Source organism: Vreelandella piezotolerans (genome assembly GCF_012427705.1).
In the GTDB taxonomy this organism is placed as follows: domain Bacteria; phylum Pseudomonadota; class Gammaproteobacteria; order Pseudomonadales; family Halomonadaceae; genus Vreelandella; species Vreelandella piezotolerans.
This window is the reverse complement of record NZ_CP048602.1, coordinates 1,716,908-1,738,648: the sequence shown is the minus strand read 5'-3', so window position 1 is coordinate 1,738,648 and position 21,741 is coordinate 1,716,908. Positions and strand designations below refer to the sequence as shown.

General features: G+C 57.4%; 17 protein-coding genes. 11 read left to right on the top strand and 6 right to left on the bottom strand.

All coding sequences use genetic code 11. The annotated features are described in order from the left end of the window. Window positions 1–54 precede the first annotated feature (54 nt). The 4 genes from GYM47_RS07980 (at window position 55) to GYM47_RS07965 (ending at window position 3,201) form a co-directional block, all read left to right on the top strand. Entirely contained in the window at window positions 55–555 is a 501-nt protein-coding gene (locus GYM47_RS07980) for a hypothetical protein (protein WP_139528024.1), read from the top strand. Between the two features lie 9 nt (window positions 556–564). Further along, complete coding sequence (locus GYM47_RS07975; RefSeq protein ID WP_153843869.1) at window positions 565–1,767, top strand: MFS transporter; 1,203 nt, start codon at window positions 565–567, stop codon at window positions 1,765–1,767. 25 nt (window positions 1,768–1,792) lie between these two features. Beyond that, window positions 1,793–2,863 carry an asparaginase gene (locus tag GYM47_RS07970; RefSeq protein ID WP_153843870.1) on the top strand — a complete coding sequence of 357 codons (1,071 nt, stop codon included), beginning with the start codon at window positions 1,793–1,795 and terminating at the stop codon, window positions 2,861–2,863. Window positions 2,864–2,961: 98 nt separating this feature from the next. After that, window positions 2,962–3,201 carry a DUF2789 domain-containing protein gene (locus tag GYM47_RS07965; protein ID WP_139528027.1) on the top strand — a complete coding sequence of 80 codons (240 nt, stop codon included), beginning with the start codon at window positions 2,962–2,964 and terminating at the stop codon, window positions 3,199–3,201. A gap of 10 nt (window positions 3,202–3,211) precedes the next feature. Here GYM47_RS07965 and GYM47_RS07960 read toward each other — a convergent pair whose 3' ends face one another. After that, window positions 3,212–3,883 (bottom strand): TVP38/TMEM64 family protein, encoded by a 672-nt coding sequence (locus tag GYM47_RS07960; RefSeq protein ID WP_153843871.1) that lies wholly within the window; start codon window positions 3,881–3,883, stop codon window positions 3,212–3,214. Beyond that, window positions 3,876–4,292: an SRPBCC family protein gene (locus GYM47_RS07955; RefSeq protein WP_139528029.1), complete on the bottom strand. Its 417-nt coding sequence runs from the start codon at window positions 4,290–4,292 to the stop codon at window positions 3,876–3,878. The genes GYM47_RS07960 and GYM47_RS07955 overlap by 8 nt, the downstream gene beginning before the upstream one ends. Window positions 4,293–4,483: 191 nt before the next feature. Here GYM47_RS07955 and queC point away from each other — a divergent pair, with 191 nt between their 5' ends. From queC to GYM47_RS07935, 4 genes are read left to right on the top strand one after another with little or no spacing between them, the layout of a single operon-like run. After that, complete coding sequence (gene queC / locus GYM47_RS07950) at window positions 4,484–5,194, top strand: 7-cyano-7-deazaguanine synthase QueC (RefSeq protein WP_153843872.1); 711 nt, start codon at window positions 4,484–4,486, stop codon at window positions 5,192–5,194. Beyond that, window positions 5,194–5,856, top strand: coding sequence for a 7-carboxy-7-deazaguanine synthase (gene queE / locus GYM47_RS07945; RefSeq protein WP_153843873.1), 663 nt, complete (start codon window positions 5,194–5,196; stop codon window positions 5,854–5,856). The genes queC and queE overlap by 1 nt, the downstream gene beginning before the upstream one ends. Beyond that, complete coding sequence (locus GYM47_RS07940; RefSeq protein WP_139528032.1) at window positions 5,856–6,689, top strand: 6-pyruvoyl trahydropterin synthase family protein; 834 nt, start codon at window positions 5,856–5,858, stop codon at window positions 6,687–6,689. The genes queE and GYM47_RS07940 overlap by 1 nt, the downstream gene beginning before the upstream one ends. Then, window positions 6,686–6,967 (top strand): YkgJ family cysteine cluster protein, encoded by a 282-nt coding sequence (locus GYM47_RS07935; RefSeq protein WP_139528033.1) that lies wholly within the window; start codon window positions 6,686–6,688, stop codon window positions 6,965–6,967. The genes GYM47_RS07940 and GYM47_RS07935 overlap by 4 nt, the downstream gene beginning before the upstream one ends. Before the next feature lie 5 nt (window positions 6,968–6,972). Here GYM47_RS07935 and GYM47_RS07930 read toward each other — a convergent pair whose 3' ends face one another. Then, entirely contained in the window at window positions 6,973–10,878 is a 3,906-nt protein-coding gene (locus GYM47_RS07930; protein WP_153843874.1) for an ATP-binding protein, read from the bottom strand. 29 nt (window positions 10,879–10,907) lie between these two features. After that, window positions 10,908–11,564 (bottom strand): MiaE family protein, encoded by a 657-nt coding sequence (locus tag GYM47_RS07925; protein ID WP_139528035.1) that lies wholly within the window; start codon window positions 11,562–11,564, stop codon window positions 10,908–10,910. A 516-nt stretch (window positions 11,565–12,080) separates the two neighbouring features. Here GYM47_RS07925 and acnB point away from each other — a divergent pair. The 3 genes from acnB (at window position 12,081) to GYM47_RS07910 (ending at window position 17,265) form a co-directional block, all read left to right on the top strand. Beyond that, complete coding sequence (gene acnB / locus GYM47_RS07920; protein WP_153843875.1) at window positions 12,081–14,684, top strand: bifunctional aconitate hydratase 2/2-methylisocitrate dehydratase; 2,604 nt, start codon at window positions 12,081–12,083, stop codon at window positions 14,682–14,684. A gap of 137 nt (window positions 14,685–14,821) precedes the next feature. Next, a complete protein-coding gene (rraA, locus tag GYM47_RS07915) occupies window positions 14,822–15,316 on the top strand; it encodes a ribonuclease E activity regulator RraA (protein ID WP_153843876.1) in 495 nt (164 codons plus the stop codon). Between the two features lie 62 nt (window positions 15,317–15,378). Then, complete coding sequence (locus GYM47_RS07910) at window positions 15,379–17,265, top strand: glycerophosphodiester phosphodiesterase family protein (protein WP_231125663.1); 1,887 nt, start codon at window positions 15,379–15,381, stop codon at window positions 17,263–17,265. A gap of 7 nt (window positions 17,266–17,272) precedes the next feature. Here the strand turns inward: GYM47_RS07910 and ggt are convergent, their stop codons facing one another. Both ggt and ppsA read right to left on the bottom strand, forming a co-directional pair. Next, on the bottom strand, window positions 17,273–19,060 hold the full coding sequence (ggt, locus tag GYM47_RS07905) for a gamma-glutamyltransferase (RefSeq protein ID WP_153843878.1): 1,788 nt from the start codon (window positions 19,058–19,060) through the stop codon (window positions 17,273–17,275). A gap of 152 nt (window positions 19,061–19,212) precedes the next feature. Next, window positions 19,213–21,597 carry a phosphoenolpyruvate synthase gene (gene ppsA, locus GYM47_RS07900; RefSeq protein WP_153843879.1) on the bottom strand — a complete coding sequence of 795 codons (2,385 nt, stop codon included), beginning with the start codon at window positions 21,595–21,597 and terminating at the stop codon, window positions 19,213–19,215. Between the last annotated feature and the right edge of the window lie 144 nt (window positions 21,598–21,741).

Below are 21,741 nucleotides of genomic sequence, written 5' to 3'. Positions count from 1 at the left end.
AGGTATCGCCTCGCCTATTCGGGCGTTTTTGCTGAATTAATTCATGGAGTGACTATGGCGTCTTCACAACTCATGGCCGATTATCGCCAATGGCTGGTCTTTCAGCGTCAGGAGCAACTCAGCCGCGAACACCAGGGAATCGCGCAACGCTTGGAGGACGCCCGCGCCTCAGCGAATCAGGTCGTGCAAGCCTACCGCAGCATGGCTGAAAAAGCTGCTGCCGAAGGCGCCTGCTATCGCACGCTTTTCCTACGCGAGCGTGACAACGCGTCACTCCCCTGCGAAGGTTGGCTGTTCGTACGCCGCGTATTGAGTGAAGGGAACAGCACACGTGTTCGTGCCACTCTACTGGAAACCTTCACGCTGGAAGATGGTATCGTGGCACCAGGAGAGAAGCCCGCCAATAAGCTGACGCTCGAAATCTACGATAAACTGGAAATCGACAAAGGCATGCGAACGCAAGTACGCGTCGACTGCCTGGATAACCCGGAAGATTTTCACTTCATCACCCTGCTCGATGCGGTACGCGGCGACCTGCGCCCTCACTTGAAATAAGCCTGCGCCATGGTTTCACGCCACGCTTGCCGCTTCATTGTGTTGATGTTCTTGGTAGGGCTCAATTTGCGCCCTGCCATGTCATCGGTGGCACCGTTACTCAATCGTTTGCAAGAGAACGCAGGGCTCTCAGCCCCAGCAGCGGGCCTCCTGACCACCCTTCCCGTGCTGTTTCTTGGTTTGACGGCACCGCTTGCGCCTATCATCGGTCGTCGACTGGGGAGCGAACGTGCGCTAAGCAGTGCCCTACTTCTGCTGGCCAGCGGTTTATTGATCCGCGTACTACCACTGCCTGGGATGTTGTACGTGGGTACTGCCATGGCAGGAAGCGCTATTGGGCTTGCGGGGACGCTGTTACCCGCGCTGGTCAAACGCGAACTTCCCCAAAATGCGGACCTATTGACCGGACTCTACACTATGGCACTCTGCATGGGAGGCGCGCTAGGTGCCGGGCTCAGCGTCCCGCTGATGCAGTGGCTAGGCGGTTGGCAGGCCAGTTTGGTCAGTTGGGCGCTTTTAGCCCTCGCCACCTTTATCGTTTGGGTTCGCTATGCACCCACGCCTTACTCCTCGAAGGCCATTGGCTCCCCCTCCAGCCTTCCGCTCGTCACGTTACTTAGCAAGCCGCTTACCTGGCAGGTCATGCTGTTCATGGGCATCCAGTCCTCCATGGCCTATATCGTGTTCGGCTGGCTGCCAACGCTGCTCATCGAGCGGGGTTACACAGAAGCTACTGCCGGGTGGACGATGGCCGTTTCCATCCTGTGTCAGCTGGCCTCAGCACTGAGCGCCCCATGGATTGCGCGCCTCCATCACGACCAACGCCCTGCCCTCCTGCTGGTATTGATCTGCACGGCGATGGGTCTCGCCTGCTTACTGGCAGCGCCTTTGACCTGGCGCTGGCCAGGCGCCGTATTGCTAGGACTTGGGCAAGGCGGAAGCTTTAGCCTTGCATTAAGCCTGCTGGTGTTACGAACTGCCAACGAACGCTTAGCAGGGCAGCTATCCGGCTTGGTACAGGGCGGCGGATACACATTGGCCGCCTTGGGGCCCTTTGGGGTAGGCTTGATGCTCCAAGCCGGTGCTACCACTGAACATATCGCCTGGCTACTCATTGGCCTGATTGGCATTTGCGGCATTTTCGCGCTGTTTGCAGGCCGACAGCGGCAACTCGACGACCATAGCGGCCATCTTCAGGTCTATCACCGATAACGTTTAGCTCTCACAGGATACCGCGATGAGCCAAGCTCCTCTTCTAGCCGATACGCCCCACCGCCAAGAGCGGGTATTGGTCATTTACACCGGTGGCACGATTGGCATGCAGCCCCAGGCCAACGGCTTGTCGCCAGCAGGAAATTTTTCCGAGCGCTTAGACAAGGCACTGAGTCAACGGTCACTGCATGATCAATCCCTGCTTCCCGCCTACGACGTGATGAGCTACTCGCCTTTGATCGACTCTAGCGCCGCAACGCCATTGACGTGGCAGCAGCTTGCCAACGATATCGCCGAACGCTTCGATCAATACCGTGGATTCGTGGTCATCCACGGCACCGACACGCTCAGCTGGACCGCCGCGAGCCTGGCCTATCAGCTCCAAGGCCTGGACCGGCCCGTCGTTTTAACAGGCGCGATGGCACCACTCGAAACCCCCAACGGCGATGGGTTAGGCAATGTGTATGGCGCTTTACGGTTCTCGGCCCATCCTCAATTACAAGAAGTCGCGGTCTATTTCGCCGATCGTTTACTCAGAGGGGTTCGCGCCATCAAACAACACAGTGAAGCCTCCGATGCCTTCACTTCACCAAGCTATCCACCGCTAGGGGAGCGCGTAGGTGACGATTTCATCCTCTTCCCAAGGCGTGGCTTGGTTTACCAACAGCGCGGCGCACCGCGATTCGAACGATTGGATTATCAACCCGTGGCTCGGGGCGAAGTGGTCCGGATTGCTCTTTGGCCAGGAATAGCTGCTTGGCAACTCGACGCATGGCTTGGTCACCCTAACGTCAAGGGGGCGCTGCTACAGCTCTGGGGAGCAGGTAATTTGCCTGATGACCCCGACCTTCTTGCTGTAATCGCCAAAGCCAGCGGCGAAGGCAAGTTGATCGCCGCCATCAGCCAATGCCCCCAGGGTCGCGTAAAGATGGGCGCTTATGCTGCAGGTAATGGCCTCGTGGATGCGGGCGTATTGTCTGGAGACGACATGACACCCGAAGCCGTCTATACCAAGCTGGTCCATCTAATTGCTCAACCGCTTTCACCAGAAGACCGGCGCGAGCGCTTCATGATGCCGCTCGTAGGCGAGCGTTAACGGCAAGACTCCGACTCATACTGGCGTAGCCGCTAATAAACGCTATGGTTAACTTATCTGTTTAACGTTTATTACCCCAATAGGATAGGAAGCGACTTATGGATCAGCCGGTGCATCACTTTAGTGAACTCTTCGAGCAGTTAGGCCTACGCTCGGATGCGGAATCCATCGAGCGCTTCATTCAGCGCCACTCACCGCTACCCAAAGAGATGCCGTTGGCGGATGCACCCTGCTGGAACGAGGGACAAGCCGACTTTCTTAGGGAAGCCGTAGAGGAAGACGCCGATTGGGCCGAGGTGGTCGACCACCTAGATGCGTCTATGCACAAGACTCACTAAGTTCTGGGACTCATGAAGCCATTTGACGCGCCGCCTCCAGGCGGCGCCGATACCAAGCTCCTAAAAGTAATAGGAGTGTCAATGCCAGCAGTGGCAGCATGACATCCCATTGCAGGGCATCCTCTTCTTCGATGGCTTCCAGCGCGCCATAGATGGCGCTGCTATACACTGCCCATTTGACCGATAACCCAAGACATGCGGCTAGCAGATAGCGACCAAGCGAAATTTTGCCCAACCCTGCTGCGAAATTGATGACCGAGTGGGGAAAACCCGGTAACACTCGTATGGCGCACTGCGTTAGAAGATCACTTCGTGCTTTGAGGTGCTCCATCACCTTTAGCGTCAAGCCTCTAGGCTGCCAGCGCTCACCCAGTCGTGCAGCCAATGCGTATGCCCCCCAGGCCCCCACCACGCTACTGACCGTTAACATCAGTGTGGCTACTAGAGGCGTATAAAACGGAGCAATCAGCCATAGGCCTATGCTACCGGGCAGACCTACGGCAAGTGTCAGCGCCATGGCCACCATCACAGATGCGATCACCGCGGGGTGATGAGACATCGTGGCGGCCCAGCGCTTCAGCGCGGACAAATCAGGGGAGTACCACAGCCAGAGATAAGCCAACATGGCAGCGGCCGCAAAGCTTACTACCCAGCGCCAAGAATGAAGCGACAATTTAGCCATTCAGCCGTGCTTCGACCCGATCGAGAATTTGTCGGCTGACCTTGCCCACCAACGGCTTTGCTGCTTTGTTGACGGCTTTTTCCATTAGGCGATTGCGAATCTCATAATGTAGCGTCAACGCCACCTCCGTGCCCTCGGGTACGGCCCGCAGCTGATACCGGCCTTGATTTTTGACACCCTCCAACGACTCCCAAGCCAGCACATGGGGCGGCTGAATGTCGGTGACGACAACATCGAACGACCAATCCATCCCTACTGCCCGCACGTGCCAGCGATAGCGGTTTTCGCCTAAGCTATCGATGGAGCGAATGAGGTCCGAGTAATCGGCAAAATCTTCGACACGGCGTAGCAGATCAAACACCCGCTCGGGGGGAGCCTTGACGATTTCGCTATGTTCTATCGTGGCCATAAGTGTCTTCCTAACGGCTTGGCCAATTAGCTTAACATGGCAAACCACTCACACACACCGACTGAGACGCACTAGCCCACTGGCTAGATGGTTCGCTATTGCGTAAACTGCCGCCTTTCCGGACCGGACCCCGGAACACTGCCTTGCACCGAGGCAAAGACACATAAATTCTCCGACGATGAGCATTTCGTATGTCCTCTACCGCTTCACCTGGCGCCAAGGCGTCAGCCACCGTCGTGATTTACTCCGGCGGCATGGACTCTTTCACTGTTTTACATCGCGCCATTCGGGAAGGACTCACTGTCCACGCGCTCTCTTTCGACTATGGCCAGCGCCACCGCCGGGAGCTCGACACCGCCCGCCAGGTGTGCGAATCCCTGGGCATTGCTCACAAAGTCGTCGATATTCGCGCCATCCATGGGCTGATCGATAACTCAGCGCTGACCAATAGCGCTATCGACATGCCCACCGGCAATTACGACGCAAACAACCTCAGCGCCACGGTAGTGCCTAATCGCAACATGATTTTGCTCTCCCTGGCCATTGCCAAGGCGGTCAACATTGGCGCGGGGCGGGTGGATTACGGCGCTCATGGGGGCGACCACGTACTCTACCCAGACTGTCGTCCCGAGTTTGTCGATGCCATGAATCACGTTGCCGGTATCGCCAACTTCGAACCCGTGTTACTTCATGCGCCTTATCTAAACGTTCGTAAAGAGGATATTCTGCGCGAAGGGTTAGCCATGGGGCTGGACTATCGCCAGACGTGGACCTGCTACGAAGGCCGCGAACTCGCCTGCGGCCAGTGCGGTAGTTGCCGTGAGCGGTTGGCCGCCTTTGCGGCCAACAATTGCGTCGATCCTCTTGCTTACGCTATCGACACGTCGCAGGGTGGCCGCTGATGTACCACGTCAAAGAGGCTTTCTACACCCTGCAGGGCGAAGGCGCCCAAGCGGGTCGCGCCAGCGTGTTTTGCCGCTTCACCGGCTGCAACCTCTGGTCAGGTAGAGAAGCGGATAGACCTAACGCCAAATGCACCTTTTGCGATACCGATTTCATCGGCACCGATGGGGTCAACGGCGGCCGATTCGAGACCGCAATGGCGCTAGCACTTCATATAAAAGCACTGTGGCCTCGAGAAGTGAGTCAAGCAGTGCCTTACGTGGTGTTCACTGGCGGCGAACCGTTGCTACAACTCGATAGCGCCCTGATCGCCACGTTACATAGCGAAGGCTTCGAAGTGGCCGTTGAGACCAACGGCACGATGCCTGCCCCTGCAGGCATCGACTGGCTCTGTGTGAGTCCCAAGGGCCGCAATCCATTAGCGATCACTCAGGGGGACGAGCTGAAGCTGGTCTACCCTCAGGCGGATGCGCTGCCCGAGCAGTTTACTCACCTCGCTTTCAAGCACTTCTTTTTACAGCCCATAGACCTCAGTGCTGTCGCCCATGCGCAGATAGCTACCGACAGGGCGGACATCGTGAAAGCTACCACTGCCTACTGCATGGCCAACCCCCAGTGGCGTCTGTCACTGCAAACGCACAAAATCGCAGGATTCGAGTAATGGCCCTATTCGTTAATCAACTAACCCACGTCGATGTTTCCCTTTGGTGCTCTGTGAGCGGGCTGGTTGGCTGTAGCTGGCAGGTAGATGCCCAGCTTGAGGGAGAGCTAGGCGAGGATGGCATGCTGTTCGACTTCGGCGAAGTCAAACCATGGATCAAGCGCACCCTGGATAGCGGATTGGATCACACCTTACTGGTTCCCACCCAAGCACCTGGGGTCGAGATCAGCGAGTGCGATGAAGGCGTTTGCCTCCGTACCACCCACCCCTACCCCATGGAAGTTCGTGGACCGGCAGAGGCGTTTACGCTGCTGCCTTGGGAATCGATCTCCCTAGCACGCGTCACCCGTTATCTCAGCGATCAACTCACCGAGCAGCGACCAGCCAACGTGGAACGTGTAATGCTGACGCTTAGTAATGAGCGTGTAGATGGCGCAGCCTATGGCTACAGTCATGGACTTAAGCGCCATTTGGGGAATTGCCAGCGCATCGCCCACGGCCACCGCTCTCGCTTACATATTTTCCAAGAGCAGCAGAGACAGCCGTCGCTGGAACGGCAGTGGGGCGCTTGGCTAGACAACCGGTATTTGCTGGAAGAAGCGGACATGACAGAGCATAGCGAAACGCAACTGACTTGCCGCTATGAGGCTGCTCAAGGCCGTTTCTCGATCACCTTGCCAACCGAGCGGTGTTGCGTGCTACCCAAACCCACCACCGTCGAAAACATCGCTCAATGGCTGGCCAATCAGATTGCCGAAAAGACGGGAATAGTGACCGAAGTTCATGCGTTCGAGGGCATAAACAAAGGTGCGACGGCACTGGCGACACCATGAGCGAGCTCATTGCCAGTGACAGCACCGTTGGTTGTCGTCCAGGCTGCGGTGCATGCTGCATCGCGCCGTCTATAACCTCCCCCATTCCGGGGATGCCCCATGGAAAACCGGCAGGCGTACGCTGCGTTCACCTAGACGACCACCATCTATGCATGCTGTTTGGCAGTCCGCAGCGACCGGACGTATGCGGTCAATTCGATTATGACCCTATGGTATGTGGCGAACACCGTAATGAGGCGCTCGCCACGCTATCATGGCTGGAGCAGAGCACGCGCTAAATGGCCTACGTCTCCTTTTCGACGCTTAGCGTGTGAGGCAAACGTCGATCCAACAAGCTTACCCAGCGCACCAGCACCGGCGCATCACTATGACTTACCTCCCCCAACAGGCGCCGGAATGCATCTTTTGCCGCCTGGTCATGGGGAGCAATACGCGTCAACCAGAGCTCCAGGGCCGCTAATTCCTGATGGCGATTGCCATGTTCTCGCGCCTGGTTGATTGCCATATCGGCCAAGGCTCTCACTTCACTGGCGGGATGACCCAGCAAATCACGCACCCTAGCCAGCTGTGTCGCCAGCTCGGGCAAAAATAGTGTGGTGCGCTCTCGGGCAATCACCAAGCACTGATCCAGGTACTCTTCGGCGGCCTTCAACTCACCAAGCTCGACACAGGCGTCCGAATACCATAAAACAGGACGTTGGAACCGGTCACGCCCGTTCAGCTCGGCCATCTGATCCAGACTGTCTCTCAGTTGCACCAACCCGGCATGATCTCCCGCCATGGCCTTCTGCCAGCCCAGCATGCCCTGAGCAGAAATCTGCCACAGCTGTAGATCAGGCGTTCCCGTCATCGCCGCCGCACGCTCAGCGTGACGGGCAGCGAGATGTACATGGCCCAGCTGGCGATACAAAGCGGCGGCGAACAACAGCGCCATGGCCAGTGTCCCTGGATGGCCGATTTTCTCGGCCAACCGAATGGCCGACGACACGTGTCGTTCGGCGCGCTGATAGTCACCGCGCAAACAGAGCGCCCACCCCTGAAAGCAGGCCGCCGTTACCTGCGGGTGATCCGAAAACGGCAGCCACTCGATCATCATGGGCGCATTGAGTGGATCGATTTCATCCAAGTGATCATGAGCCTGCTGAATGCGCCCTGCCCAATATTCACAGTGTGCCCGGGCGTAGTCGGCCAGACGCCGATAGCGGGGGTCCTCCAGGCGTTCGGCGATATCTGCTAGCGTCGAGGCGAGGGCAAACGCATCTGCATGGGCATAGCGCTGGCTGCGGCCCACCCATAGCCCCCACTTCACCAAGAAAATTTGCTCGAGATCTTCCGGGTCGTCCGGCGTATCGCCACCCGATTGACGCAGTAACTCCCGCGCGCGCACGAAACTCTCATGAGCCGTGGGCGAGCCGTGGCCCTCTAGCGCAAAGGCTGCTTGGCCACGAACGGTCAGCAGACTCACCTCGCGCTCCACCTCATGCTCGACATGGCGCAAGCTCGCCAAACCAAAGTCCGCCATCCGCAGCGCCGTTCGGTTGGCGCTTACTTTTAGCGCTTCACGGGCAGACAGCTCGAAATAGCGCGCACCCCGGGCATAGTGACCGCTACGCCGTAGGTGAGTCGCGAAATCTCCAGGATGGCGGCTGATCCATACAGGGAAACGCTCTTCGATCAAGGTAACGACCTGCTGGTGTAACTTGACCCGCACGTCGCGAGGACAGGAGAGGTACGCCGCCTCCTGCAGCAACTGATGGCTAAACTGGTATTCATGCTCAGCGCTCTCTTTATCAACCGGCTCGATGACCTCCAGTTGACGCATGTGCTCCACCGCTTGCGAGAGCCGCGCCTTCTCCCATCCGCTGCATTCAGCCAAGAAATCCAAGCGAAAACGCTTGCCCAGAACGGCGGCAATATGAGCAATCTCGCGATCGCCTTCCAACTGGTCGATACGACTCGCCAACAGCCCCAGTAAACCCTTGGGCAACTCGTCGAACTGAACGCTGCGACCTTCGCGTCGATCCATATCGAGCCGCCGGCAAATCTCCTGCATATAGAGCGGGACGCCGTCACAGCGCTCAATGATCTGGTTGCGCAAACGGGGACTCAAATGCATACGGTAGCGACGCGACAACTGCGAGAGCAGCCGCGAGGATTGCAGTGCATCAAGCTTTCCGAGGCTGATCTGTTGATCCCAATGCAGCTTGACCGGCAGCGCCTCTCGACCGTGATGGCTAGCCACCAGCATGAAGGCCGTATTGATCGGCAGGCGGGCCTGTAAACCAGCAAGGACCTTGAAGGAGGGCTCGTCTAGCCACTGCAAGTCATCCACCATCAAGACGAGCGTCTGGGCACTAGCGCGCTGATCGATCAGACGATGCAGCAGCTTCACAACCAGCTCGACCGCTTCACCATTTTGTGTGAGCTGGGTAATTTCCTGAACGTCTCTCACCCCTAGCGCTTCTTCGAGCAATTGTTGACGCGCAGCGTCCAGCGGCGCGTCGCCTAGCGCTGCTTGCAACTGGTGCAACCCTGCTAACGTCGGCGTAGTATCCAGGTGCCACGCCAGCAGCGTTCGCGCCACCCCATAGGGCTCTAGTACGGACAAGCGCGTGGTAGGCTGCCAACAGATTGCAGCGTCGCGGCTTAGCTCTAGCTGACGAAACCCCACCATCAACGCCGATTTCCCCATTCCAGAGGCACCGCGTACGAGAACGCTTTGGCGTAAACCAATACCTGCGCGCGCCAGAGCATCGCGCAGGGTTCGCAGCGACGTCTCGCGGCCGACCAAGCTTGGCGGTAGCGCGTCGCGGCCACCCTCGTTCTGGCCCAACACCAGTGCGCGTAAGCGAACGCGTCCATCACTGGCCACCAGCCGCGAGACCAAACGCGGCTGTAGGTCTAGCGCCGGCGGCATGTGCTGACTGGCTTCTTGGGAAATCACCAGTTCACTGCCTTCGGCGGCACTCATCAACTCGAGCGATACCTGAGTGACCTGGCCCAGGGGGTCGGCTAGCTGACGCTCGGGCAAATAGACTACCCGTCCACTATTGAGACCTGCCGCTAGCTCGAAGGTGGGGGCCTCGCCGTCACCACTCCAGTGGCGTTCGGTTTCTTGAGTGAGCGCCTGCTGGCAATGCTCGTAAAGCGCCACTAGCTCGGCAAGCTGGTGCGCCGGACCATGAGTACCAAAGCATGCCAACCCCAATCCCCCTGTGGCTCCTGGCAACCAAAAACCACCCAAGTGATGGCACTGCTGTTCTAGCCAGCGCATCAGTTCCAGTTGAAGCGCCAGGCAGTTACGGGTGGCAGCGCGATCTTGCCAGTCCCCTTTCAAACGTAAACGAATCGCCATGACCGACAATTGGCGAAGTTCGATCTCATCTTCACGCAGCGGCTTGCTATCGGCGGCCATCGCACGAGAGAAAGCTCCCTGGGGAGACATCGCTCGTGGGTCATGGTGGCCGTCGGACCAATAGCTCGCCAATTGCAAAAAACTAGGCTCAGGTTGCTGGCCCGAAAGCGCCAGCAACTGTAAGTAGCTGTTGTATTGCTCATGAGCAGCCGCCATTTGATTCTGCTCCGCCAACTGGCGCACCAACCGCTCATGGAAAGGTCCATAGCCCGAAAAGCGGCTTACCAAGCCCTCCAGCATATCGTTAGGCGTCTCGTCATGGCTCTCCAACACCTGTTCGGCGAAGCGTATGACACGCTGGCGCCATTCGTTACGCACCTGCACCAGCCAGCGCTGAAACTCGCTACAGTTGGACAACTGCAGCTCCTCGATGAGGTCACCCTGGTAGCAGGCCATTACCTCTTCGAGCGTATCAAGATCCTTTGGGCCTTCCAGCAATTGCTGCAAATCGTGTAGATCGACTTGCCAATGGGCAGGTAGATGAAAAGCGATCGTCTGACGAGAAACGTTCAGCACTTGGTCAGCGCTTTCCCCCATCGACTGCCGCAGGCAGTGCAGCGCATGGCGCAAGTTGGTACGGCCAGACGATAATCCCTGATCTGGCCAGAGCAGCTCTGCCAGCGCTGCCCGATTGACCGGCTGGCGATGCAACAGCAGGTACACCAGCAGAGCTTTCACTTTGTCGTAACTAAAATGAGTGAGTACGTCCTCTCCCTGCGTCAAGGAGAAGTGACCAAACAAGGTCAGCTGATCTGTCTGTTGAGCATCGCGCATGGAATACTTCCTGCCTGGCTAGCGGCGGCTTAGGCGGGCACACCGCTATGAAAACGAAACGCCGTATCCGGAGCAGTGATCAACTCCGCTTCACGTGCGATAAAGAAGGCAATACGATCATCGATCGGCTCTGCAGTCTGTTGACGCGCCAACAGCAGATAATCTTCGAAATGGCGTCCTTCGGATTTCACAAGCGTGCGGTAAAACTTTGCCAGCTCTTCGTCGAGATAAGGGATGAGACGTGCGAACCGCTCACAGCTACGCGCTTCGATCAGGGCACCGATAATCAATACATCGATCAAGCGCTCTGGATCATGACTGCGCACATGCTGTCGCAGCCCTTCGGCATAGCGCGACGCAGTGAGGTGATGGTACGTCACTCCGCGCTTCTCCATGAGACCGACTACCTGCTCGAAGTGGAGCAGCTCTTCACGGGCCAACTGAGACATTTTACTGAGCAACAGCGGTTGATCGACGTAGCGATACAGTAGGCTCATGGCCGTAGAAGCCGCTTTCTTTTCGCACTGCGCATGATCGATCAGCAGTATGTCCGGATTGGTAAGCGCCCACTGAAGCCAGCTATCCGGTGTGGGGCAGGCCAGAAACGCATGCAGGCTTTCTGGCAGCAAATCTTCCGCCTGCATGGCGTGGTCTGCTGTTTTAAGTTCGACTAATTGTATAGACATATTACCGCTACCGAGCGTTTATCACACTATTGTACAACATATAAACGCCGTTGGCGTTTGTTCCCTAAAAACCGAAGGCCACTTATTACTATGGCGCTCCAATTTCCATATAGCATATCGCTAATATATAAGCTCGGTTTATTTGATGCTCCACACACCCCATAAACCTAGTGGTGACGCGCTAACCCTCGTCTATGGCCATGGTAACGCGGCATAACAATAATCACACCCGCGCTTACCGTAAAACAGCCCGATTGGTAAAAAACTTTCAGCTAGGGAGCACAGTAACGAAAAAAACGGCTTAGAAGGAGCCAAAAAACAGCACCTCAACATAAAGTACAAGCAAGCACTTAGCTTGGCTTCTTAACATTGTCGACAGTTTCCCGTAGAATCGCGCTCATCCACCAGGCGCTGTTTGTCAAGCGTCTGTCACGTGTCCGAACGCCTCACCCACCGTGCTAGCAGTCGTTCGGCACCACTGAGTCATCACTACCAAGAAGATGAGAGGGCCCCAACGTGCTTGAAGCTTACCGCCAACATGTCGAGGAACGCGCCGCAGAGGGCGTCCCCCCCAAGCCCCTGACCGCCGAGCAAGTCGCGGCCTTGATCGAATTACTCAAAGCGCCCCCGGCCGGTGAAGAGGAATTCATTCTCGACTTAATCACCAATCGCGTTCCTCCCGGTGTCGACGAAGCCGCCTACGTCAAAGCTGGCTTCTTGACGGCCATTGCCAAAGGGGAAGCGACCTCTCCGCTGATCGATAAAATTCACGCGGTCAAACTGCTCGGCACCATGCAAGGCGGCTACAACATCGTTTCGATGGTAGAGCTACTTGATAATGAAGAGCTAGCCCGTGAAGCAGGTGAACAGCTGAAGCACACCCTGCTAATGTTCGATGCCTTCCACGATGTGGAAGAGCGTGCCAAGAAAGGCAACGTCGTTGCCAAAGACGTGATTCAATCCTGGGCCGATGCCGAATGGTTCCTCTCCAAGCCCGCGCTAGAAGAGAAAATCACCCTGACCGTCTTCAAGGTACCCGGTGAAACCAACACCGATGACCTCTCCCCCGCCCCGGATGCATGGTCACGCCCCGATATTCCGCTGCATGCCAACGCCATGCTCAAAAACGAGCGCGAAGGCATCGAGCCTGAAGTACCGGGCTCCACGGGCCCGCTCAAGCAGATCGAAGACGTCAAAGCCAAAGGTTTCCCAGTGGCCTATGTCGGCGACGTCGTCGGCACCGGCTCTTCGCGTAAGTCTGCTACCAACTCCGTGCTGTGGTTCTTCGGTGACGACATTCCTTATGTCCCGAACAAGCGCGCCGGTGGTTTCTGCTTCGGTGGCAAAATTGCGCCTATCTTCTTCAACACCATGGAAGACTCCGGTGCGCTGCCCGTAGAAATGGACGTTTCCAAACTGGAAATGGGCGACGTCATCGACGTTTACCCCTATGAAGGCAAGGTGTGCAAACACGGTACCGATGACGTGCTGACCACCTTCGAGCTGAAAACCCAGCTCATTCTCGACGAAGTTCGCGCAGGTGGCCGTATTCCACTGATCATCGGCCGGGGCCTGACCGGTAAAGCGCGCGAGTCGCTAGGCTTGGCGCCTTCAGACGTTTTCCGACTGCCCGATCAGCCGGCCGATACCGGCAAAGGCTTTACGCTAGCGCAGAAAATGGTGGGTAAGGCTTGCGGCATGGACGGCGTTCGTCCCGGCATGTACTGCGAACCGAAGATGACCACCGTAGGCTCCCAGGACACCACGGGCCCGATGACCCGCGACGAGCTGAAAGATCTTGCTTGTCTTGGTTTCCAAGCCGATCTAGTCATGCAGTCCTTCTGCCACACGGCGGCTTATCCGAAACCGGTTGACGTAGACACTCACCACACCCTGCCGGACTTCATCATGAACCGAGGCGGCGTTTCGCTGCGCCCGGGTGACGGCATTATCCACAGCTGGCTAAACCGCATGCTGCTGCCGGATACCGTGGGCACCGGCGGTGACTCGCACACCCGCTTCCCGCTGGGCATTTCCTTCCCCGCCGGTTCGGGCTTGGTCGCGTTTGCGGCGGCCACGGGCGTGATGCCGCTGGATATGCCGGAATCCGTTTTGGTGCGTTTCAAAGGCAAGCGCCAGCCGGGTGTCACGCTGCGCGACTTGGTTCACGCCATCCCGTTGTACGCCATCAAACAAGGCCTACTGACCGTCGAGAAATCCGGTAAGAAAAACGCCTTCTCGGGCCGCGTACTGGAAATCGAAGGCCTGGAAGACCTCACCGTCGAGCAGGCATTCGAACTCTCCGATGCCTCCGCCGAGCGCAGCGCCGCTGGCTGTACCATCACGCTGTCTGAAGAGAGCGTGACGGAGTACCTGAAATCCAACATCACGCTGCTCAAGTGGATGATTGCTAATGGCTACGGCGACGAGCGCACCATCAGCCGTCGTATCGAAGGCATGGAAGCGTGGCTGGCCAATCCGAGCCTAATGCGCGCCGACAAAGACGCCGAGTACGCCGAAGTCATCGAAATCGATCTCTCTGACATCAAAGAGCCGGTTTTATGTGCACCGAACGACCCGGATGATGCGCGTCTTCTGTCCGACGTGGCTGGTGAGAAAATCGACGAGGTGTTCATCGGTTCGTGCATGACCAATATCGGTCATTTCCGCGCGGCCGGTAAGCTACTCGAAAAACAGCCTGCGGGCAGCCTGAAAACCCGTCTGTGGCTCGCACCGCCGACCAAAATGGATCAGCATCAGCTGACCGAAGAGGGTTACTACGGCATCTATGGCCGTGCAGGCGCTCGCATGGAAATGCCGGGATGCTCTCTGTGTATGGGTAACCAGGCACGCGTTGCCGCGAAAAGCACCGTCGTGTCCACGTCTACACGTAACTTCCCGAACCGTCTAGGCGATGGTGCCAATGTCTACCTCGCCTCAGCAGAGCTGGCAGCGGTTGCCGCTGTAGAAGGTCGTCTGCCCACCGTTGATGAGTATCTGCGTTACATGGGCGAGTTTGACGCCCTGGCAGGCGAGATCTATCGTTACATGAACTTCCACGAAATCGAGGAGTATCAAAAGATTGCCTCGAACGTGATACCGGTCGCCCAAGAGGCCTGATAGCCCGTGGCACCGACCCATCGCCGATGCTCGCAACATCGCAGCCAGGCTAATCCCTCGCTGAGTCGATGACAGAACGCCCCTTCCTTCGATGGTAGGGGCGTTTTTTTATGGCACATTCAATCAAGGAGTTACCCATGACAACGACAAGCGCAGTGATCACCCCCGATCTATGCGATGCCTATCCCGAGGTAGAGGTACTAGAGCCTCTCTTCGCTAACTTTGGCGGTGTCGACAATTTTTATGGCCCCATTCGCACCGTGAAATGCTTCGAAGATAATTCGCTGGTTAAACAAGCCGTGGCGGAACCAGGCGAAGGGGCCGTCCTGGTGGTCGATGCGGGTGGATCGCATCGCTGTGCCATGTTAGGCGATATGTTGGCAGAGAAAGCCGCACAAAACGGCTGGGCGGGAGTCGTCATGTACGGCTGTGTACGAGATGTCGATATTCTTGCGACACTGCCTTTAGGTATCCAAGCCCTCGGCAGTCACCCCCGCAAAAGTGACAAGCGCGGTGAGGGCCAGCGTGACCTTGCCGTGACCTTTGCAGGCGTTACGCTTAGGGTTGGTCAGTGGCTTTATGCTGACAACAACGGCATCATCATCGCCGAACAGCCGCTCAAACTCTCTTAGCATACTTGCCAGGGGTGGCAGAGAGTGCCACCCTGAAGCTTTACTTTGACACTTTCGTGACCATGCAGCCGCTCACTCTATTAGGCCACGCCCTTCTTCGTACCCTGCGAGACCACCTTCGACCACTGATTGCTTATCACCTACTGTTTACCTTACTGGCATCCGCTCTGCTGCTGCCTACGGTTGCCTGGCTGTCGCAGCGTTTTCTAGCACAGCTAAACCGCACGGTGGTGACCACAGACGCCCTACTCGCGCTGCTGTTCAGCCCACTGGGGTTACTGGTCATGCTCGTCGGCTTCGGCCTGACGTTTTTACTTATCTACTGGCAGCAAGCGGGTATGTTACATGTCGCTGTCAGGCCGAAAGACCATCACTACCGACTGGCCCTGGAGGCACTGTGGTTAGGCACGCGACGTCTGCCGGCGCTAGCCGTGCTGGTCGTTTTACAAGTCGGAAGTCATCTCCTACTTCTGGCCCCCTTCATGGTAGCGCTCACATGGCTCTACGATCTTTGGCTAAGCGGCCTCGACCCTTATTACCTGCAGCGCATTCGCCCCCCCGTTCTGTGGTATTTTCTGGCCTGTGCGCTACCCATCGTTCTGCTATGGATGCTGCTAGCCGCTTGGCTTTACCTGCGCTGGCTACTGGCGCTGCCGCTCGTGGCATTAGAAGCCTACTCGCCTCTCCAGGCGCTAAAACACAGCGTGCATTTGACCCGCGGCTGGCATCGCTCGATTGGCGCAGCCGTCCTCATCCTGCTGGCCATCATCATTAGCTTGCCGATCCTCACTACTTGGCTATTTGACAGCGTGGTCACCCCGCTACTGTGGTGGCTGCCGGAACACAATGCCCTGTTGATACCGGCCATGCTGGTCTACTTGACCGGCTATGTGCTCATCACTCTGGCCATGACGTTTTTGGGGATTACCACCAATGCCTTGCTGTCGGCGTGTCTGTATATGCAACTCGCCCATCACAAAACACGTCCGGCACCGCCATCATCCAATGCCCATACGGGTCGCATGGCCTGGGCGCTGGAGCTCTGTGTGCTGCTTCTCGCTGGCCTGCAGGCGTGGTGGATTCTCAACAGCTTTGACATTCGCGACAACGTCACCATCATCGCCCATCGGGGTAGCTCCATGGTAGCACCGGAAAACACCCTGGCCGCCGTATCACAAGCACTAGAAGATGGCGCCGACGCCGTTGAACTCGATGTACGTTTGAGCGCCGACCAGCAGGTCATGCTCTATCACGATCGAACGCTCGCCCGCCTTACTGGCGACCCAAGGGAATTCGGCGATCTGACTCGTCGTGAACTGAGCGAATTCGATGTCGGCAGTTGGTTTGGCGATGCTTTTCAAAACGAGCGCATCTCGGGGCTGGATGACGCTCTTGGCATCGTGCGCGGACGGGCGTCACTAATGATCGACATGAAAGCGTTACCGGGCCAAGAGCAGATGCTTGCTCAAGCCGTCATCGATGCTCTCCAAGAAGAGAGCGATCTGCGCTATCGCTGTTGGGCCACGCAGCAAAGCGCCCTGAGCGGCATGACCGCTTGTGGCTTTCCCAACGCGCTGATGGAGATGCGCATCGCGACCATGTCGCCTGATCTGGTGCGTTACATCAAAGCAAGGGCTCCCGAACTAAGGGTTACGCTGCTGGCGCAACTGATATTGCCAGGCACCCTGGATCGCCGCCAATTTGACGCCCTGGGCTTGCGCCATAATCGTATAACGGGTCAAGAGGTCAGCTTGGCGGCAAGCTTTGGGTATGAGATCCATGCTTGGACGGTCAATGATCGAGCGAGAATGTCGACACTCATCGATTTGGGTGTCGATGCGATCATTACCGACTACCCTGACCGGCTTCGTGAGCTAATAGAAGACCGCCGATCTCTGAGCGACGGCGGCCTCATGCTGGTCAAACTTCGCAACTGGCTACGCCAGTGAATCGGGTTCACTCGCCCATGACAACGCCTTCACGGCGAGGATCGGCTCCGCCAAATAGAGTGCCATCCTCCAAGCGCCGAATCGCTTGCAGGCCGCTTGTCAGCTCACGTTCGCTGACGGTGTGACCACGTTCGCGCAACGCTTCGATGGTCGAATCTGGAAAACGCCCCTCCTCTAGATAGACATCACCACCCAGCGTGATGGCATGAGGTAGATTGAGCGCTTCTTGAGCGTTCAGCCCCCAATCACGCATGGCCGCCAGGGTGCGCGCGGTATAATGAATGATGGCCGCGCCACCGGGAGACCCCAGGCTCGCCACTAACTCGCCGCTTTCTTGATCGAAGACCAGCGTAGGACTCATGCTTGAGCGAGGACGTTTACCTGGCTCGACACGGTTGGCCACCGGCTGACCATCGATTTCTGGGGTAAAAGAGAAATCCGTCAGCTCATTGTTGAGCAAGTAGCCGCCCGGCAAATCGGTGCCGCCGTCCGCTAACAGCCGCGATCCAAAGGCCTGCTCGATGGTGGTCGTCATGGCAATCGCATTGCGGTCGGCATCGACGATACTGATATGACTCGTACCGTACTCAGGCTGTTCCAGCTGGCTGGCAAAGCTGACGGCCAGTTCCCCTGGGTTGCCCGGCTCGGCGCTCTCACCCATGCTCTCGTCGCCAATCAATTGGCTGCGCTTGTCCAGATAATCGGGTGCCAACATCAGTGACCAGTCACCGCCCGGCGCGTCGACGAAATCAGGATCGGCGATGTAACGTCCACGGTCAGCAAAGGCGAGTCGAGAAGCTTCCAAGAACTGATGCAACCAACCACTGCTGGACACGCCATCCTCCAACGGCGCTTCGAGCAGCGGCTGCTGATCCATCATGCCCAGAATCTGCATGACGGTAAGATGACCAGATGAGGGCGGAGGAAAACCACATACTTCCCACTGCTGCCAGGGCGTACACAGCGGCTCACGCGTTAACGACTGATAACCGCTGATATCCTCCAGCGTCATGGTACCGGGCCGCACGGGGTGTGACTGCACTTGCGCTACCAAATCCTCCGCGACCGCTCCCTCATAGAATGCGGCGCTTCCCTCATCCGCGATACGGCGCAATATGGCCGCCAACGCAGGATTTTTCAGGGAGGTGCCGACTTCAAGCGGTTCGCCCTCGGCGGTGTAATAAAATGCCCGAGCACGCTCGTTCTGTCGCAAGGCCTCGTCGTTGGCAAGACTGGTATGCAGTCGCTGACTGACGGCAAACCCCTCTTCTGCCAACGTGATGGCGGGTGTAAAAAGCTCTCGCCAAGGGAGCTGACCATGCTCAGCGTGGGCCTGCTCCAGCATGCGGACGGTACCCGGCACTCCCACGGAGAGACCACTGGCAACGGCGTCCATGAAGGGTAACGGCTCACCATTTTCCATGAACAGTTTGCCTGTCACCGTGGCAGGGGCCGTTTCACGCCCGTCATAAGCTTGCACATCCGCCCCGTCAAAGTGCATTAGAAACGCCCCGCCGCCGATACCGCTGGACTGCGGCTCGACCAGCGTCAGTACCATTTGCACGGCGACTGCCGCATCAATGGCATTTCCTCCCGCCTTGAGCACTTGGTAGCCTGCATCGGTGGCCAACGGGTTGGCAGCGGCCACGGCAAAGGTCTCGGCTGCCCAGCCAGGTTTCTCTTCGAAACCCGATCCAACTTCTGGGGTAATAGAAGGGGTTTCGTAGCTAAACCCCCAACTCACCATGGGCACCAGCAGTAAACCAGTGAGTGAGAGAGCCCTTGTTGGACGCATCGCTTTTCTCCTTGAACCTTTGCGCAGACGTTAGCCACCCAGACGAAAGCGCCCGGTTGACCTTCAAACAACAGCTTAGCCTATAAAACGAGGACGCCCGGCACAATGGCCGGGCGTAAAATAGCAAGCAGGCTAATTTCAAGATCGCAAGCTTAGGCGATGGTTTCCCCCGCTAGCATGAACCACGTTTCGAGCACGGCGTCAGGGTTGAGCGACACCGAATCGATCCCCTGCTCCATCAACCACTTGGCAAGATCTGGGTGGTCAGACGGCCCTTGGCCACAGATACCCACGTACTTTCCTTTCTCCTTACAAGCTTTGATCGCCATGGCGAGCAGCTTTTTCACTGCAGGGTTACGCTCGTCGAACAAGTGCGCCACGATGCCTGAATCCCGATCCAAGCCCAGCGTTAACTGGGTAAGGTCATTCGAGCCAATGGAGAAGCCATCGAAATACTCGAGGAACTCGTCCGCCAATAGCGCGTTGGCGGGCAATTCACACATCATGATGACCTTCAAACCATCAGGGTGCTCATCACCGCCACGCTGCAAACCGTTAGCCGCTAGCAGATCGACCACTTCACGCGCTTCATCCGTGGTACGGACGAACGGCACCATGATTTCGACGTTGGTCAGCCCCATGTCGTCACGCACACGTTTCAGCGCGCGACATTCGAGCTCGAAACAAGGACGAAATGCCTCGGAGATATAGCGAGAAGCCCCACGGAAACCCAGCATGGGGTTCTCTTCACCGGGCTCGTAGAGCTTACCGCCTATCAGGTTTTCATACTCGTTGGACTTAAAATCCGACAACCGAACGATCACGCGCTGCGGATGAAAAGCGGCAGCTAGCGTGGAAATTCCCTCCACCAGCTTATCGACGTAGAAGCTCACCGGATCGGCATAGCCAGCAGTACGTAGATCGATGACCTGCTGAAGATCCGCAGGCAGCGTATCGTACTCGAGCAGCGCTTTCGGATGCACGCCAATCATGCGGTTGATGATGAACTCCAGACGCGCCAAGCCGACACCGGCATGAGGCAGACTGGCAAAGCCAAACGCACGATCCGGATTACCCACGTTCATCATGATTTTGAACGGGATTTCCGGCATCGAATCGACGCTGGACACATTACAATCAAAAGCCAATAGCCCTTCATAAACGTGGCCAGTATCACCCTCCGCACAGGAAACCGTCACGTCGATGCCTTCCTGCAGCTGCGTGGTAGCGTCGCCACAGCCCACCACGGCCGGAATGCCCAGCTCACGCGCGATGATCGCCGCGTGGCAGGTACGGCCGCCGCGGTTGGTCACGATGGCCGATGCGCGCTTCATGATCGGCTCCCAATCAGGGTCCGTCATGTCGGTCACTAGAATGTCGCCTTCCTGAATTTTGTCCATTTCGTCAGGGCTAAGAACGATCTTGACCGCCCCTCGCCCGATACGCTGACCGATGGCACGACCAGTAATCAGGGTGCGGCCTTTCTCACGCAGTTGAAAGCGCTCGAGCTTGCCACCCTCTTGCTGAGACACCACGGTTTCAGGACGTGCTTGCACGATGTAGAGCTTGCCGTCGTCACCGTCCAGTGCCCACTCGATATCCATGGGGCGTTGGTAGTGCTGCTCGATGATCACGGCCTGGCGCGCCAGATCCATGACCTGCTCATCATCAATACAAAAGCGACCGCGGTCTTTAAAGGGCACATCGACAGTTTCGACGGACTTACCGGCACTGGCATCTTGGCCGTAAACCATCTTGATCAACTTGGACCCTAACGTACGGCGCAACACCGCCGGACGGCCGGCAGCCAGGGTGGGCTTGTGAACATAGAACTCGTCAGGATTGACGGCTCCCTGCACCACGGTTTCGCCCAGCCCCCATGAGGCCGTGACGAACACGGCATCACGGTAGCCCGACTCCGTATCGAGCGTGAACATCACCCCGGAAGCACCCGTTTCGGAACGCACCATCTTTTGGACGCCCGCTGACAGGGCCACGTTTTCGTGGGCATAGCCACGGTGCACGCGGTAAGAGATTGCGCGATCATTGAAGAGCGAGGCAAACACTTCATGCACGGCGTGCTTGATGTTGGCAAAACCCTCGATGTTCAAGAAGGTTTCCTGCTGCCCTGCAAAGGAGGCATCGGGCAGATCTTCAGCCGTGGCAGAGCTGCGCACGGCCACTTTTAGGTTAGGATGCTGCGCCTGGAGTTGCTCATAGGCATCACGCAGGGATTTTTCGAAAGCGGGGGGCAGCGGTGTCTCGATGATCCATTGGCGGATCGTTTTACCAGCTTCAGCCAACGCTTTGACGTCGTCGACGTCTAGGCGAGCGAGCGTGTCATTGATGCGGTCGTTCAAGCCTTCATGGGACAGAAACTCACGATATGCGTGGGCCGTGGTCGCAAAACCGCCGGGCACCGTGACGCCAACACCCGACAAGTTGGAAATCATTTCGCCTAGCGAGGCATTTTTACCACCCACGCGTTCGACGTCTGCCATACCTAGCTGATCGAACCACAGAATGTACTCTTCCACGCAACCCCCTCGCTCTCAGACTCTGTTGCAACCCATCAGGGCGACACTGTTAGACGCTGACACCCTAGCATTGCGGGGCCCTATTCGCCATTGGTCTAACAGCGAAGGGAGTGGAGGATTTTTACAACAACGATCGAATATGGC

What these genes read in the sequence shown, in the direction of transcription:
- GYM47_RS07980 (WP_139528024.1), top strand. Translation starts at nt 55, where the DNA reads ATGGCGTCTTCACAACTCATGGCCGATTATCGCCAATGGCTGGTCTTT.
- GYM47_RS07975 (WP_153843869.1), top strand. Translation starts at nt 565, where the DNA reads ATGGTTTCACGCCACGCTTGCCGCTTCATTGTGTTGATGTTCTTGGTA.
- GYM47_RS07970 (WP_153843870.1), top strand. Translation starts at nt 1,793, where the DNA reads ATGAGCCAAGCTCCTCTTCTAGCCGATACGCCCCACCGCCAAGAGCGG.
- GYM47_RS07965 (WP_139528027.1), top strand. Translation starts at nt 2,962, where the DNA reads ATGGATCAGCCGGTGCATCACTTTAGTGAACTCTTCGAGCAGTTAGGC.
- GYM47_RS07960 (WP_153843871.1), bottom strand. Translation starts at nt 3,883, where the DNA reads ATGGCTAAATTGTCGCTTCATTCTTGGCGCTGGGTAGTAAGCTTTGCG.
- GYM47_RS07955 (WP_139528029.1), bottom strand. Translation starts at nt 4,292, where the DNA reads ATGGCCACGATAGAACATAGCGAAATCGTCAAGGCTCCCCCCGAGCGG.
- queC (WP_153843872.1), top strand. Translation starts at nt 4,484, where the DNA reads ATGTCCTCTACCGCTTCACCTGGCGCCAAGGCGTCAGCCACCGTCGTG.
- queE (WP_153843873.1), top strand. Translation starts at nt 5,194, where the DNA reads ATGTACCACGTCAAAGAGGCTTTCTACACCCTGCAGGGCGAAGGCGCC.
- GYM47_RS07940 (WP_139528032.1), top strand. Translation starts at nt 5,856, where the DNA reads ATGGCCCTATTCGTTAATCAACTAACCCACGTCGATGTTTCCCTTTGG.
- GYM47_RS07935 (WP_139528033.1), top strand. Translation starts at nt 6,686, where the DNA reads ATGAGCGAGCTCATTGCCAGTGACAGCACCGTTGGTTGTCGTCCAGGC.
- GYM47_RS07930 (WP_153843874.1), bottom strand. Translation starts at nt 10,878, where the DNA reads ATGCGCGATGCTCAACAGACAGATCAGCTGACCTTGTTTGGTCACTTC.
- GYM47_RS07925 (WP_139528035.1), bottom strand. Translation starts at nt 11,564, where the DNA reads ATGTCTATACAATTAGTCGAACTTAAAACAGCAGACCACGCCATGCAG.
- rraA (WP_153843876.1), top strand. Translation starts at nt 14,822, where the DNA reads ATGACAACGACAAGCGCAGTGATCACCCCCGATCTATGCGATGCCTAT.
- GYM47_RS07910 (WP_231125663.1), top strand. Translation starts at nt 15,379, where the DNA reads ATGCAGCCGCTCACTCTATTAGGCCACGCCCTTCTTCGTACCCTGCGA.
- ggt (WP_153843878.1), bottom strand. Translation starts at nt 19,060, where the DNA reads ATGCGTCCAACAAGGGCTCTCTCACTCACTGGTTTACTGCTGGTGCCC.